This is a genomic window from Gangjinia marincola, from assembly GCF_039523415.1.
Classification (GTDB): domain Bacteria; phylum Bacteroidota; class Bacteroidia; order Flavobacteriales; family Flavobacteriaceae; genus Gangjinia; species Gangjinia marincola.
Window position 1 is genome coordinate 160,961 of the sequence record NZ_BAAAFG010000013.1, and the last position, 14,822, is coordinate 175,782.

Genomic DNA, 14,822 nt, shown 5'->3' on the forward strand with positions numbered 1-14,822 from the left:
TCATGAAAAGTAATTTAAAACGAGTTATTGTAGACTTTAAAAAATTGGATAATGATATTCTGGATCTGTTAGTAGAAAAATACCCGGATGGTTATGAAGATCGAGATATCATCACCTTTAGAAATGCACAGAATGAGGTGGTTGAATGCGTTGAGGTAAAGACAGAGGACACGTTGTATTTAGTTAAAATAAGCAAGCGTCTTGTGGCCGCGATGGAAGATCATGACCTTGATGAAGATAGTGACAATGATACAGATGATTTAGGACTCCCTGCTAATGATGATGAAGATTAAGGCGATTCAAATTGCCGATGCGATCAACATCAAGGCGTGCAAATCTCTCATCCAGTCTATTTTTTTACATGCAGATAGTGACGAGTTGTTCTTTTCTCCAAAAACCGGAAGCTATATCTATGTTTTAAAACATGGCGTGGTATGTTATGCGGCTGTAGCAGAAGAGGAGCAGCAAAATTTTATCACTCAGATTTCTACGACATGCAGGCAATTGAGAGGGGGAGAAAGTGTATGTAGTGAGGTTATTGAAGTGCATACTGAAGCGCTTCAGGACCAAATTTCATTTGATCATATCACACTTACCACAGGATCACCAGAAAAGCTGCGGCTGGTCATGCTCAACTTGGCACAATCTGTTGCATTGGATTATTTTTCAGGTATTTCAGAACGACTGTTAGAGGATACTCGCATACATACCACCTATCTGGAACGTAAAGGTAAACTCGACATAAGCGGTAAAACCTTAAAAAAGTATATCGCTAGAATACTTAATATTAAGAATAGTGTTTCAGAAAACCTATACATATTTGATTCGCCAGAAATTACGTGGGAGGATGAAGAGCTCAATAACTTGGACCGGGAACTCAAGAAGAATTTTGATTTAAAAGATCGCTACCGTAACCTGCACGAACAACTGGATATCACAAAAGAGAACCTGGATTTGTTTAAAGACATCATGTTTCATAGCGAAAGTAGCCGACTAGAATGGATCATCATTATTTTAATTTTGGTAGAGGTGGTAGATTTATTTATATTAAAGTTTTTAACCTCATAAGTAGTGAATGAAGAAGACAATTATAGGAAGTGAAGAATGGTGTTCATTTGAACATTTTGGAATCCCTGCCATCAAAGCACGCGTAGACTCTGGTGCAAAAACCTCAAGCATACAGGCCAATAATATTAAAGTATTTCAAAAGGACAGTGATTCCTGGGTGAGTTTTCAGGTAAATCCACTTCAGGATAATAGAAGCATAACTATATTGTGTGAAAGTAAATTGCACGATACCAGAATGATCAAGAGTTCCAGCGGAATTTCTGAAGTGCGTTACGTGATCAAAGCCCCTGTGCGTATAGGTCATCAAACCTTTGATATTGAACTTACCTTGGCCAATAGAGATACCATGGAATTTAGAATGCTGCTGGGGCGTGAGGCGTTAAACAGCAGATTTGTGGTTGATCCGTCTGAAACGTTTCAATTGGATCAATACGATGAAAACCAATTAAGCGAACTTTACGCAGCATTTAAAACAGAAAAAAACGGATTAAAGATTGCGTTATTAGCGAGTAATCCAGAACTCTATAGCAATAAGCGAATTATTGAGGCCGGTGAAGCCCGGGGTCACCATATGGTTTTTTTAAATGCTGAGCAGGTGTACATGAAGTTGGATGCTGCAGATCCACAGATTCGCTATAGAGGTGGAAACATCATTAGTGAATTTGATGCCGTGATCCCGCGTATAAAACCATCGGTTACTTTTTATGGTTGCGCTTTGATTAGGCAGTTTGATTCAATGGGTGCGTATTGTCTAAACTCGGCTGAAGCAATTGGTAGTTCGCGGGATAAGCTATTGGCGACACAATTATTTGCCAAGCATGATATTAATATACCAACCACGGGTTTTGCAAAATCTCCACTAGATACTAAGGATTTAATTAAGATGGTTAATGGCGCGCCTTTGATCATTAAATTACTAGAAAGTACCCAAGGTAAAGGAGTGGTGCTGGCAGAAACCAATAAAGCGGCAGAGAGTGTAATCAATGCATTTAAGAGCATTAAGACGAATATTTTAGTACAGGAGTTTATTAAAGAAGCAAACGGACAAGACATACGCTGTTTTGTGGTTCAAAACAAAGTAGTGGCTTCTATGCAACGCCAAGCCGAAAAAGGAGAATTTAGGGCTAATATCCACCAAGGCGGTAGCGCATCTAAAGTAAAAATCACAGCAGAGGAGCGTAAGCTGGCCATAAAAGCAGCTAAAATTCTGAATCTTCCAGTGGCCGGGGTAGATATCATTCGCTCCAATAAAGGTCCGTTACTGTTAGAGGTAAATTCCTCGCCCGGTTTAGAAGGTATCGAAGCTGCCACAGGATTGGACATTGCCAACATTATGATTGAGGCCGTGGAGAAGAAATTAAAGTTTAAGCGGTAGTATATTGATGAATAGATGTCAAAATTAGCTCATATTAAGTGGCATGAACTGAAAATTGAATATAAAAACGGATTTCTATATCTCTACTCGCTTACCCTGCTTTCTAAAGCGGGGTTTTTTGATTTTCAGCTTAGCTGAAAAAGGCATAGTGATACCTCAATCCATTTACTTAACACGAGTTTACCATAATACTAAGAAATATTATGAGAGCATCTCTCTAGTTTTGAGTATAATTTGAATCAGATGTCAAAGTCAAACGAAAAAATCTACGACGAGTTTCACGACTTGGTCAATATGACTCCAAGTGAGTTAGAAGACTGGTTGGAGACAGATAAATCTAAAAAGGTAGGACAGGATAGTGGTGACGGAGAAGCCATTGGTCATAAAAGTGGAAAAAAGATCATAAATATTAAGCGCACGAAGAAAGATAAACTTACCGAAGATCAATATGACCACATGAATAAAGTTGTGGGATATATTAAACGCCATAAAGCCCAGAAGCCTGATGACGATATTAAGGAATCAGACTGGAGGTACAGCTTAAAAAACTGGGGTCATGATCCCTGTAAAGAAATGGATTGTTAATAGGTAAGACATGGCAGATTACGATAAAGAAGAAATCTGGAAAGAATTTCAAGAAAAACAAAACATGACTGCCAGTGAGCTAGGAAATTGGCTGGAGACTAAGGAATCCAAAAACGCTGGTAAGGAAATGGACAACGGCGAAACTATCGGCCATCGTGCAGGCAGAGCAATTTTGAGCATTAAGGAAAAAGATAAAGAGGATTTGACTAGCGCAAACTGGGATCGGATCAACGATGCGGTAGGGTATTACCACCAAAATCTGCATCCCTCTCAAAAGCCAAGTAATAATATAGAACATAGTAACTGGTATTACGCCTTGAAGAATTGGGGGCATGATGCATTAAAATAAAAAGATGAGCAAAGAAAATTTAACAGACGAAGCAGCACAAAAAAAATTACGTGAATTAGTGGATAATATCTCCACTGCCATGATGGTGACAAAGTTGGATGAGACACCACTTCACGCCATCCCTATGACCACAAAAAAAATGGATGAGAAGGGTGATATTTGGTTTCTTAGCCACAAAGACAGCGAACACAATGCGCATATTAAAAAAGATCAACGCTGTCAACTTTTATATGCAGACGTAAAAGCAATGGAGTTTTTAAGCCTGTTTGGCGATGCGCATATTGTGACAGAAAAGGCAGTGATTGAAGAGCTTTATTCCTCAATTGATAATAATTGGTTTGATGGTGTAGACGATCCAAATATCACTTGCATTTGTGTAACTCCTAAAAGTGCGCAATACTGGGATACTAAGAGCAATGCATTGGTGAGTTTACTCAAAATGGGATATACAGCAGCAACGGGAGACAAGACAGACATTGGAGTAACTGGATCATTGGATATATAACTTAATACCTAAAAGAAATGTTTACAAATATTGAAAATTTATTTGACTATTCTGTTGCTCAATTTGAAGCCATAGATCACTTATTAACGATGGGTGTGGGAGCTCATTTTGCAGCACTCGTATTCTTTCTAGTGGTTTCAAGATTTGTAGCACCAAATTATAGGGTGGCGACGGCCTTATCTTGCATTGTAATGCTATCAGCTGGATTTATATTGTATGGTCAATCAAACCTTTGGAGTGAATCATTTGCTTTTAATGGGACAAATTATGAGCTTTCTGATTCCACCTTTAGTAATGGGTTTAGATATGTTAATTGGATGGTAACTATACCTTGTCTTTTAACACAATTACTAATTGTGATGAATTTAAAAGGAACTGAAATTTTTAAAAAGGCAACCATTTTGATCCTTGCAGCGTGGGGTATGATTGTGACTGGCTACATTGGACAGTTATATGAGGTTTCTAATATTACATCTCTTTTAATTTGGGGAGCAGTTAGTACATTATGCTTTATCGTTCTTAACTGGGTAGTTGGTAATGTTATAGGATACAACCGCAAGCATTTATATGGGAATACGGGGTCGACCATCTGGAAGGTTTTTGGATTGATGATGTTTGCCTGGACACTCTATCCGATTGCGTACTTAATCCCTTGGTTTATGAATAGTGCCGATGGAGTAGTACTAAGGCAACTATTATTTACCATTGCTGATATCACATCCAAAATTATTTACGGTATGATGATTACATATATTGCTGTTCAGCAATCAGCGGCAAGAGGATATGTGCCAGCAAAAAAAGTTCTAAATCTGGTAGGGTATAATCATGACAAATCAGTAGATTAAATTCATGAAATTTACCTTATTGATAAAAAGAATCTTTAAAAGCATAGCGCTATTACCTTCTGTGATAGCGCTAATTTTTTTGATACTTGGTATTGGAATAAATCTAATAGAATATGATTACAGCCAGATTGAGTTTTTGAAAGCACTTCTTATTGAAGATAGGGAAAAAATCCAACATATTTTGGCCTATGTTATTGGAGGAATATTCACGTTGACCATTTTTAGTTTTACTATGGTTATGAATGTGATTAATAGTAATATTAATTTATTTTCACCACGCCTCGTTCCCTTACTTCTCTCTGAACAACATCATAAAATTGTTTTAGGATTTACTACTGGTACAATCGTATATGCTATGGTGTTATCGATACGTGCCAGTGGATATGAAGAAGGTTATTTTAGTGGTATCGCGACAGCATTAGCGGTATGTTTTGCGATTACATGTGTTTTCTTATATATCTACTTTTTACATCATATCTCAATTAGTATACATATAAACTTTATTCTTCATAAATCTTTTTCAAGAACCCAGAAAAACATTGAAAAATATAAGGCATTAACGAGTGATTTTGGTCTTAAGCGGGATATGATTGAATGCCGATACGAAATATTAAGCGGTCATTGTGGATATATTCAAATGCACAAAGTAGAAGAATGTCTTGAACTAATTGAGAAACTTGATACGAATGTAGTTTTTGTCAAATACCCAGGGGAATTCGTTTTGGAAAATGATGTTATTTTAAAATCATCAAAGGAATTATCCGCTGATAATATCAAAGAGTTGATAAAACATATTCCTATTGATAAAGATGTACCCATGAATGTTGTTGAGACTGGATTCAAGCATTTGGTAGAAGTTGCCGTAAAAGCCTCGTCTCCTGCTATCAATGATCCGGGAACGGCATTATCTGCAATCCACTACCTCACTCAACTTTTTATAAAAAGACATTTCGTTTCACAAGAAGGTGTGTTCTCTGCAAACGAGAAACATCTACTGGGCAGCAGTATTCTATCTAACAAGATGTTGTTTAAAATCTGTTATCAGGAGATGATAAATTATATGACCAATGATCCTGTACTGGTAAGAGCGTTGAAGCATTCCTCAGATAAAATTAATCATCACACCACTACAGGTGACTATATCGTTCCATCTTAAATATAACTGTATAGTTTTTTAGTTCGTTAAGGCTTCACGATATTATCTTAAACAAGATTTTATATTGGTAACTATATATTCCTAATTAAAGCATAAAATCTGTTTAGACAACTGTTAAAGTCTTACTTTTAAGAATTACGATCACCACTATGAGTAAATCCGTAAAGCTAACAGATGTTTCAGTAAAACATGTTGTCATTGATATGGCAGCTGAACTCGGTATTGAGTTTACTAAGCAAAATAACGAGTATTCGTTAAGACTCCCCGAAGAAATAGGCAAAGGGTATGTGAGAGCTATTCAATTCGAACATGGAGTAGGGGTCGTTATTGCAGATTATCTACTTAATCAGGAATTTGAATTTGAACTTAAACGAGGAGTAATTCATCCCCTAAAGATTGTTTTTAACAGAGAGAATACAATAGAACATTATTTCACCAATACCGACAAGAAACAGTCTTTACGTAAACTGGAGAGCTTAACTGTCTCTGCAACCTCCAAATACAACCATAAGTTCAAAATTCCGGCGAATAAACCTGTATGTCTATTTAGTATAGAAATTGATCGTAGACTTTTTGAAGAAAAAATTGAGGATTTTTTGGACGAAATGGATGATGATTTAGAGCAAATATTTAGAGATGTTAATGGTATTAATCTTTTTTCGCATAAAGAGTATTACAGTCTGGATATTACAACTTTTATGGATGAGTTTTTGGATTGCGAACACACGGGCTTCATGAAATCGGTGTATTTAGAAGGAAAAACATACGAAATTCTAACGCATCATTTTAGACAGTATATTGATGATCTTAATGAGCCCATGAAGCGAAAAATCTTTAGACAAGCAACGGTCGAAAAGATTGAAGAAGCTGCCCAAATCATACAACGTGATTTAGCCGTGGTGGATAACGTTATAATCTTGTCTAAACGAGTTGGCTTAAATCAAAATACATTGCAAGCAGGCTTTAAACGTCTCTATAAGATGACAGTAAACGAATATATTCAAGAAAGACGTATTGAGAAAGCGAAAGAACTTTTAGAAAACAGTTTACTTAACATCAGCGAGATAACATACCAGATAGGAATTAATTCCCGCAGTTATTTTTCAAAAATTTTCAAAGAACGTTTTGGTATAAATCCTAAAGAATACTTAGAACGACACCGATCTGGTGATGATTCCATATCTGCATAAATTTATTCAAAAAAATAATTTTATTATTTAAAATAATATTTACCGTATATTTGCATGAATATAGGCAATAGTGTTAACCTATATTTCAGTTTTGTTAAACAATTACTAACAAAGTAGGTTACTTTGTTGAGTTCAGTTTTAAACAAGGATGGGGTAATTATGAAGACTTTTGAGATTAGCAGTATAGCTGCAGATGAGGTCCTAAGACAATTAGGGAAAAAATTAAATTCAGAGATAAAAGAAGAATGGGGTGAATATACCCTTCATTTTGATAATGAACATGGTGTAGGAACGATTCGAGGAGTTTCATTTGATTGGGGAGTTTCTTTGATTGACTATGATGTAAACTTTACAGATGATATAAAAATAATTTTTCATATTAAAGATTTATCACCTATTGAGTTTGTTTTTGTATCTGAAGGTTCTCTAAAATATTCTAATGAAGAGACTGAAGAAATGGATTTTGAGCGCTACCAAAATATCATTATTTCACCGAAAGCTAACAGTAAAAAAATCTTTCAGTTTCCCAAAGAGGTTCAGGTAAAGGCCAATTTCATTCAGATTATCAAAAACGATTATACAAAGAAGAAAAATAATAACCTTACCTATCTCAATGAGGTGCTACTTAATGTATTCAAGGATGAGTCTCCATCCTTGCCTTACAACCATGCCGGTAATTATAATTTAAAAATTGCTGATCAGGTAAAGGAGTTACAAGAGTCAAAAGACAGTGGTATAGTTAGGACCTTATCGCTAGAAGGAAGATTAAATCTCATCCTCGCCATGCAGTTGGTAGAGCATCAAAATTTTCAAGACAAAGAGGTGATGCCAGATTCTTTGTCAAGACGTGACATCAAAAAAATTCATCAATTAACAGAGTTTATCTTAGATAATATTTCGGCTCCTTTAACGATTGAAAATTTAAGTAGAGAATCTGGTCTTAATGCTAAAAAGCTTCAGGCAGGTTTTAAGATGCTGTATAATAATACTGTGAATGAATACATTCGGCATCTCAAGCTAGAAATTGCCAGGGATGAATTAAAAAATTCGGATGATACAATTTCAGAAATCGTTTATAACATAGGCTTTAAAAGCCGAAGCTATTTCTCTAAGATCTTTAGTGAGCGCTACGGGATTTTACCGATGGAATATCGAAAGAGTATTAAAAATACACCTAAGCCTTAGGTATACTTCTATAAATTACTGGTTCTAAACCAGATTTGTAGGTAATATTTTGATCAAAGAACTCCTTAGCGATCGGATGATAATTCAACGCTAATGATACCGGAAGGTGAGCCAGAATTTCTACATCAGTTTCAGAATTAGAGGGATCAATCCAGTTTTTAGCGTCTTCTGCACTCATGATGTGGGGCATGTGGTCACCAATATGTTGGATGCGTTTCATTTCAGGGGTGAGGGGACTTGTCAAAAACGAGGCGGTAATAAATCCATCTTCTAAGACGTTATATACACCGGCCATGCCAAACGCTTCTTGATTTTTTGCTGTAACGTAATAGGGATAAAGTTCTCCATCAAATAATCTTGAACAAAAAATCCCATTTGCGATAATGATGCAACGTCTTGTCTCCAGCATATTACAGCACCAAACGGTTTTTTTAAGTTGGTTATAATTAATATTTAGGGTATTGAAATTATCCTGGAATATTTGCCATTCTCCAGTATAACCTTCAGGTAAAACCCCCCAAATGGCAAATTGAATAGAGCTAGGTTTCTGCATGGTAATTACTGGGATGGAACTCTCTTTAAGCCCATTAATAACGTGTTGCGTTTCGTATAGCTTTGGAAAATCGAAGGTGCTATCAAAATTTCGTTCAATCTCCTTCATTCCAGCTGTATTTGACAATCTATAATACATACCTTACAATTTTACTCAAAGTTCGTTTATAAGTTGTTTGTTTTCAGTTCTTAAAAAATTATTTAAGGACTCATTTAAATAAAACTGGTGCTTTTATAGGATTTTGCCCGTATGTGTTAACCTAATACTCTAAAATAGCCGCTGCAAGTAGTAGTTCTGGTTAACTTTGACTAACGCAAATAATGCGTATGAGGACATTATTATGGATAAAATCAAGGAAATTACCATAGGAGTATTACGCTCTTTAAGTCAATATCTTCCGGGAGAAATTCTTCAGGAAAATGGAATTGACATTTTAAAGCTTGATGTGTCTATCGGGAAGGGAACAGTGAGATGCGTATGTTTTGATAGGGGGCTGGTTGCCATTGAATTTGACGTTCGTTTAAAAAAAGACAGAACCATCTGCTTTGATGCATCGCAAAACGATATGATTCATTTCTTTTACTGTTTAGAAGGAAATTGTTTTCATCAGTTTGAAGGCCACAATCGTATAACTAAGCTTGAGCAGATGCAGACGGCTGTTGTTTCTAGTGGTAAGGATATGCTAAGTAAACTTGTTGTGCGTAAAGGACATCCATTAATATTTAACGCGATATACATTAACAAGGATATTTACCTCAAAAAATTTCATCAAAATCAAGGCCAGACTGATGTTCGTCTCAAAGAATTACTAAGATCATTTGAGTCTAAGAGAGGATATTTTTACACGGGTAGTTACAACATCACTATTGGTGAGTTGGTCAAGAAATTAGAAGAAGCCAAATATGCGAGTAGTTTATCTGCCTTACTACATTTTGAAGGAATTTGCCATCTTATTTTGGCTAAGCAAATTGAACAATTTAATGCACAGGAAGATGAAATGGAGTTACCTACCACCTTGCTGAAAAGAGAAATAAAATCGATTGAAAAGGTGTGTGATTTAATTAATGAATATCCTGAGCAACAGCATACCATTAAGAGTCTTTGTTACGAATCTACGCTATCTATCTCCCGCTAAATTACAGGCAGGATTCAAGTTCTTGCATAATAGAACTGTTGCTGATTATGTTCGTAATGTAAGACTAGATAAGGCCGAAGAATTGATGCGGACTACAGACTTAAACATATCTGAAATCGTATATAGTGTAGGCCTCACCAGCCGGAGTTATTTTTGTAAAATTTTTAAGCAAAAATATAAATGCAGTCCTAAGCAATATCATATGAAATTACAAAAAGCAAATATTTCCTTACCTTAAAGATGACTGGCTGTAATTATTTAACATATTTTTTAATTTTAAATAATAAATGAGCTACATTTTGATCGTATAACGCGCATAATTAGCAAGATTATATTAGATATTTGTATTGGTCATTATTTATAGTTAGTGAAGAATTTGTTTACTTCCTGTTCTTTGAGCAGGAAGTGCAAATTCTAAAAATTTAAACGCAATGATAGGTAAGGGAACGGTTGTACAGTGGAAGACTGACGATCAAACAGGAACAGGAGAAGTGAAAAAAACTTTTCATTCACGCTTAGCGAAGAGTACTCTCGCAGACCCTTTAGATTTAAAATCTAAGAATCAACGTTTGTTGTATATAAAACAACATGACGGTCATTTTATCTTTAAGTCTGAAGTTGATGTCGTTAAACGAAATTCTTGAGGTTTAATAGTAAGTAATTTAGTTAGTTAATAAAAAGAGCAATGTAAATTGCTTTTTTTTTGCTCAATATTTATCTATAAGACAATATCGTATTTTTCAAGGTTTAAAAAGGTTCAACTTTTCTAGTCCTTCTCATAAAAATGACATCTGAATAGCATACTTCCCAAACAGATTAAGGTTTCTATAGATTATCTTGTTATCTCACATCATCGTATCAATTGTATCATTTACCTTTAAATGTTGCACGTAGTTTTTTGTTTTATGTGAAAAAGGTTTAAAATGAGAAAAATCATGTACCTTAAAAGCGATTGATTTGGACTTGACTCTTTCATTGATCTAAATCCAAGTTTTAATGCTTACTTATACTTTAGCTGATATGAAAATTGTTGTGTTATCCCAAAATCCAAACTTATATTCTACAAAACGTCTTATCGAATCAGGGCAAAAGAAAGGTCACGATATGTTGATCGTTGACCATTCTAAATGTGATTTGGTTATTGAGAGAAAAAAACCGGGCTTGATCTATAAGGGTGAGGAAATTGAAGGAGTGGATGGTGTTATACCGCGTATAGGCTCATCCATTACCTTTTATGGTACCGCAGTAGTGCGTCAGTTTGAAATGATGAAAGTCTTTTCAGCAGTCGAATCTCAAGCGCTGGTGCGCTCAAGAGACAAATTAAGGAGTTTACAGATTCTATCCCGGGCGGGCTTGGGATTACCCAAAACGGTATTTAGCAATTATTCTAAAAACGTGAGTGCCATTATAGAAAAAGCTGGCGGAGCTCCGGTAGTGATTAAACTTTTAGAAGGAACTCAGGGATTAGGTGTGGTTTTAGCCGATAATCAAAACTCTGCAGAATCTATACTAGAAGCATTTAATGGATTGCAAGCACGTGTGATTGTTCAAGAATTCATCAAGGAGGCTAAAGGTGCTGATCTTAGAGCCTTTGTAGTGGATGGAGTAGTCGTAGGTGCCATGAAGCGACAAGGTAAAGAGGGAGAATTTAGATCAAATTTACATCGTGGGGGTTCTGCTGAAATTATCCAATTAAGCGACGAAGAAGAAAATGCTGCCCTCAAAGCGGCTAGAGCGATGGGATTGGGAATAGCCGGAGTCGACATTCTGCAGTCAGCTAGAGGGCCTTTGATTTTAGAAGTAAACTCTTCTCCAGGGTTAGAAGGAATTGAGTCTGCTACCGGAAAAGACATTGCCGGGCAAATTATTAAATATGTTGAACGTAATGCAGAGTAATAATATTGAAGTACTAGGTCATGCTATTTCTAATGGCAAAGGTGTCCAGCTAAATTTGGACATCGCAAAATTACATACCAGAACCAAGATACAAGTACCTGTTATTGTTGAACGAGCAAAAAAAGACGGACCAACCGTACTCATCACAGCAGGAATCCATGGTAATGAAATCAATGGTGTAGAAATTGTACGTCAACTCATTGCGAGAAAATGGAATAAGCCAGAAGCTGGTATGGTTATCTGTATTCCTGTGGTCAATGTCTTTGGTTTTTTAAATCAAAAAAGACAATTTCCTGATGGAAGAGACCTTAACCGCGTTTTCCCGGGAAGCCCCAGAGGTTCCTTAGCCAGTAGGTTTGCCTTTCATATTATAAAAGAAATCGTTCCTTTGGTCGATTACTGCATGGATTTTCATACTGGTGGCGATGGACGATTTAATGTACCTCAAATTCGTGTTGATCAAGAGGATCTTGAGAGTATTGAACTCGCTAAGATATTTGCTGCTCCATTTATCGTTAAATCAGGACAGCGGGATAAATCTTTTCGGCATGCATTACATAGGTTACATAAAAAAGTGCTTCTCTTTGAAGGGGGTAAATCATTAGATATAAATGAATCCGTTACTAAATCAGGTTTAGCAGGTGCGCTACGTGTTATAAAGCATCTGGGAATACGTGATTTTACTAAAGAGTTAGGCATGCTGTCTCCAAAGCCCGGAAATTCAGTAATGGTAACTAAATCCAGTTGGATTAGAGCAAAGTATTCTGGGATGTTTCATCCATCAGTCAGCTTAGGCAGTAGGGTGGAGAAAGGCGATGTTTTAGGAAGTATCTCAGATCCATTTGGATATTTTGAACGTCACATAAAAGCGCGTTTTTCTGGATATGTACTGTGCATAAATCAATCTCCTATCGTAAATCAGGGCGATGGTATTTTGCACATCACTAAAGACTAACCTACACGCATTATACGATGCACTCCCAAACATCCAAATTTTACAACTTTGGCACATGATCAGCAAAACGCTTATACTATTAGGAAGTTCAAATAGTAAGGGAGAAACAAAGCAATTAGTAAATTATATGAGCAACAAAGCTCAAATCCCTATTATTGATCTCAAGAAAAAGTATATTGTAGAGTTTGACTACGAGTTTAGAAATCAGGATGATGATTTTAAATCTCTACTTGAAGAAATTGTCACCACATATGATACCCTAATTTTTGCCACCCCGGTTTATTGGTATACGATGAGCGCCCGAATGAAATTGTTTTTTGATCGATTATCAGATGGTTTAAAGCTACATAAGGATATTGGTAGAAAATTACGGGGAATGAATATGGCAGTGCTTAGTTGTGGGTATGATAAAGTTTTAAAAGATGGATTTCATATGCCGTTTAAAGAGACCGCGAAATATTTGGGCATGAATTATTCGGGAGATGTTCATGGTTGGTTAGAGAACGGCATATTAACAGATGAGATTAAAGAGCGATTGGATAATTTTATTGAGGTGTTAGATGTTCGTTAGAAGCAATAAGAATTTTCTAGCGAATTTTTATTTAGAATTAATTTCGCAAGAATCTTAAACAAGTTCAGGATGATTAAAATTGCGAAAATCGAAGATTTTAAAATATTCTTTTTCTGGTACTTATCCGTTTCCAACAAAATATTAGCAAATTGAAAAGATAATTCCTCATATCCTCGTAAGTGGGGAAAAAGTTTGTAAAGTAACTTATATTGCTATAGATAAACTAATACTAATAACCGTAATGATGAATTTTAAAATGCGCATAAGCTGATGTGGCAATTACATTAAAATTTCAAAAATGGAATTAGGATGAAAAAATTTAGTATAATATTTGGAGTCATTGCTTTACTCATCTTAGGTTACTTTATTCTGGATAGTATTTTATTTGATGGAATTAAAGCTGAACCAATAGATGATTATGGATTTAAAGCAAATCATTTTAAGAAAGAAAATAGTGCAAGTGCGCCTGCAATTATCCTGCTAGGTGGTGGCCAATGGGGAGATTATTGGGGACAAGAATTTGCAAAAAATGGATTTATAGGTTTGTCCCTTCCCTATATGGGACGCGAAGGATTGCCAAAACTACCCGAAGAAATTGATCTTGAATATATTGAGAACGCTATTAATTGGCTGCAAGAACAACCTGAAGTCAATGCTACAAAAATAGCAGTTATGGGTGCTTCAAGAAATGCGGAGTTGGCTCTTCTAATTGCTTCTACTTTTCCTCAAATGATTAGCGGAGTGATTGCGTATGCTCCTAGTTCAGTAGCTTGGTCAAATACAGTGTTACCTTATAATTCTGATGAAGTAAAACCAAGCTGGATGTACAAAGGCGTAGCTATTCCCTACGTTCCTATGGAGAAAATTAGCGCAAACGAAACGGGTGAAATTAAAATGCTTGAGTACTGGAAAAAAGGCTTATCAAAAATGGAAGAGGTAAGCAGAGCTGCTATTAAAGTGGAACAAATTAATGGACCGATTCTATTATTTTCTGGAAAAGATGATCGTGTTTGGCCTTCGGCCGAAATGGCTGATAGCATAGAGAAGAGGTTAAATGAACATAATTTTAAGTATTCAATTCAAAATATACAGTATGATAGTGTGGGTCATTCGATTTCTGGTAATCCCGAAGATAAATCGCGGGTAGAAAGAAGAACCATTAAAATAGACGGTAAGGACTACCAATATACTACAGGAGGAAATGCTGACAGTGAATTTAAAGCGAAACAAGATGCCAAAAACAAGGTGTTCGCATTCTTAAATAAGCTGTGAAATGAAAATTGATAAATTATTATACTTGAAAATGCCTGGACCCTGAAACAAGTTCGGGATGATTAAAATTACGAAAATCGAAGATTTAGTATTGAGTTATTTAATATATTCTCTTCTTAACTACAAAATGAGCAGCCTAAATTGAGATCCCGAATCTCACATTGTTCGTTCGGGATGAGTAA

Annotated in this window: 18 protein-coding genes; 17 read left to right on the forward strand and 1 reads right to left on the reverse strand. The window is 35.8% G+C overall.

What is annotated here, in order from left to right; all coding sequences use genetic code 11:
• The first annotated feature begins 2 nt into the window (after positions 1–2).
• From ABD000_RS06495 to ABD000_RS06540, 10 genes are all read left to right on the forward strand, one after another.
• Positions 3–293 carry a hypothetical protein gene (locus ABD000_RS06495; RefSeq protein WP_343764974.1) on the forward strand — a complete coding sequence of 97 codons (291 nt, stop codon included), beginning with the start codon at positions 3–5 and terminating at the stop codon, positions 291–293.
• Complete coding sequence (locus tag ABD000_RS06500; protein ID WP_343764976.1) at positions 280–1,068, forward strand: RMD1 family protein; 789 nt, start codon at positions 280–282, stop codon at positions 1,066–1,068. The genes ABD000_RS06495 and ABD000_RS06500 overlap by 14 nt, the downstream gene beginning before the upstream one ends.
• Before the next feature lie 7 nt (positions 1,069–1,075).
• On the forward strand, positions 1,076–2,443 hold the full coding sequence (rimK, locus tag ABD000_RS06505; protein ID WP_343764978.1) for a 30S ribosomal protein S6--L-glutamate ligase: 1,368 nt from the start codon (positions 1,076–1,078) through the stop codon (positions 2,441–2,443).
• A gap of 243 nt (positions 2,444–2,686) precedes the next feature.
• The gene (locus ABD000_RS06510) at positions 2,687–3,028 is read left to right on the forward strand and encodes a DUF3140 domain-containing protein (protein WP_343764980.1); all 342 of its coding nucleotides are present in this window, start codon (positions 2,687–2,689) and stop codon (positions 3,026–3,028) included.
• A gap of 10 nt (positions 3,029–3,038) precedes the next feature.
• Entirely contained in the window at positions 3,039–3,377 is a 339-nt protein-coding gene (locus tag ABD000_RS06515; RefSeq protein ID WP_343764981.1) for a DUF3140 domain-containing protein, read from the forward strand.
• 4 nt (positions 3,378–3,381) lie between these two features.
• Positions 3,382–3,882, forward strand: coding sequence for a pyridoxamine 5'-phosphate oxidase family protein (locus ABD000_RS06520; RefSeq protein ID WP_343764982.1), 501 nt, complete (start codon positions 3,382–3,384; stop codon positions 3,880–3,882).
• A gap of 17 nt (positions 3,883–3,899) precedes the next feature.
• Positions 3,900–4,727 (forward strand): bacteriorhodopsin, encoded by an 828-nt coding sequence (locus ABD000_RS06525; RefSeq protein ID WP_343764984.1) that lies wholly within the window; start codon positions 3,900–3,902, stop codon positions 4,725–4,727.
• 4 nt (positions 4,728–4,731) lie between these two features.
• Complete coding sequence (locus tag ABD000_RS06530) at positions 4,732–5,883, forward strand: DUF2254 domain-containing protein (protein WP_343764986.1); 1,152 nt, start codon at positions 4,732–4,734, stop codon at positions 5,881–5,883.
• 149 nt (positions 5,884–6,032) lie between these two features.
• Positions 6,033–7,073 carry a helix-turn-helix domain-containing protein gene (locus ABD000_RS06535; protein WP_343764988.1) on the forward strand — a complete coding sequence of 347 codons (1,041 nt, stop codon included), beginning with the start codon at positions 6,033–6,035 and terminating at the stop codon, positions 7,071–7,073.
• 159 nt (positions 7,074–7,232) lie between these two features.
• On the forward strand, positions 7,233–8,258 hold the full coding sequence (locus ABD000_RS06540) for a helix-turn-helix transcriptional regulator (protein WP_343764989.1): 1,026 nt from the start codon (positions 7,233–7,235) through the stop codon (positions 8,256–8,258).
• Here ABD000_RS06540 and ABD000_RS06545 read toward each other — a convergent pair.
• Positions 8,248–8,949 (reverse strand): SOS response-associated peptidase family protein, encoded by a 702-nt coding sequence (locus ABD000_RS06545; protein ID WP_343764990.1) that lies wholly within the window; start codon positions 8,947–8,949, stop codon positions 8,248–8,250. The genes ABD000_RS06540 and ABD000_RS06545 overlap by 11 nt on opposite strands.
• A 202-nt stretch (positions 8,950–9,151) precedes the next feature.
• On the opposite strand from ABD000_RS06545, the gene ABD000_RS06550 reads away from it, so the two are divergent.
• The 7 genes from ABD000_RS06550 (at position 9,152) to ABD000_RS06575 (ending at position 14,640) form a co-directional block, all read left to right on the forward strand.
• On the forward strand, positions 9,152–9,946 hold the full coding sequence (locus ABD000_RS06550) for a hypothetical protein (RefSeq protein ID WP_343764992.1): 795 nt from the start codon (positions 9,152–9,154) through the stop codon (positions 9,944–9,946).
• Positions 9,876–10,184 carry a helix-turn-helix transcriptional regulator gene (locus ABD000_RS14035; RefSeq protein WP_425545352.1) on the forward strand — a complete coding sequence of 103 codons (309 nt, stop codon included), beginning with the start codon at positions 9,876–9,878 and terminating at the stop codon, positions 10,182–10,184. Before ABD000_RS06550 ends, ABD000_RS14035 begins: the two co-directional genes overlap by 71 nt.
• Before the next feature lie 193 nt (positions 10,185–10,377).
• Entirely contained in the window at positions 10,378–10,590 is a 213-nt protein-coding gene (locus ABD000_RS06555; RefSeq protein ID WP_343764994.1) for a hypothetical protein, read from the forward strand.
• A 376-nt stretch (positions 10,591–10,966) separates the two neighbouring features.
• On the forward strand, positions 10,967–11,842 hold the full coding sequence (gene rimK / locus ABD000_RS06560) for a 30S ribosomal protein S6--L-glutamate ligase (protein WP_343765100.1): 876 nt from the start codon (positions 10,967–10,969) through the stop codon (positions 11,840–11,842).
• The gene (locus ABD000_RS06565; protein ID WP_343764995.1) at positions 11,832–12,797 is read left to right on the forward strand and encodes a succinylglutamate desuccinylase/aspartoacylase family protein; all 966 of its coding nucleotides are present in this window, start codon (positions 11,832–11,834) and stop codon (positions 12,795–12,797) included. The genes rimK (ABD000_RS06560) and ABD000_RS06565 overlap by 11 nt, the downstream gene beginning before the upstream one ends.
• A 55-nt stretch (positions 12,798–12,852) precedes the next feature.
• Positions 12,853–13,368, forward strand: a complete 516-nt coding sequence (locus tag ABD000_RS06570) for a flavodoxin family protein (RefSeq protein ID WP_343764997.1) — start codon at positions 12,853–12,855, stop codon at positions 13,366–13,368.
• A 309-nt stretch (positions 13,369–13,677) separates the two neighbouring features.
• Positions 13,678–14,640, forward strand: a complete 963-nt coding sequence (locus ABD000_RS06575; RefSeq protein WP_343764998.1) for an acyl-CoA thioester hydrolase/BAAT C-terminal domain-containing protein — start codon at positions 13,678–13,680, stop codon at positions 14,638–14,640.
• The last annotated feature ends 182 nt before the right edge of the window (positions 14,641–14,822 follow it).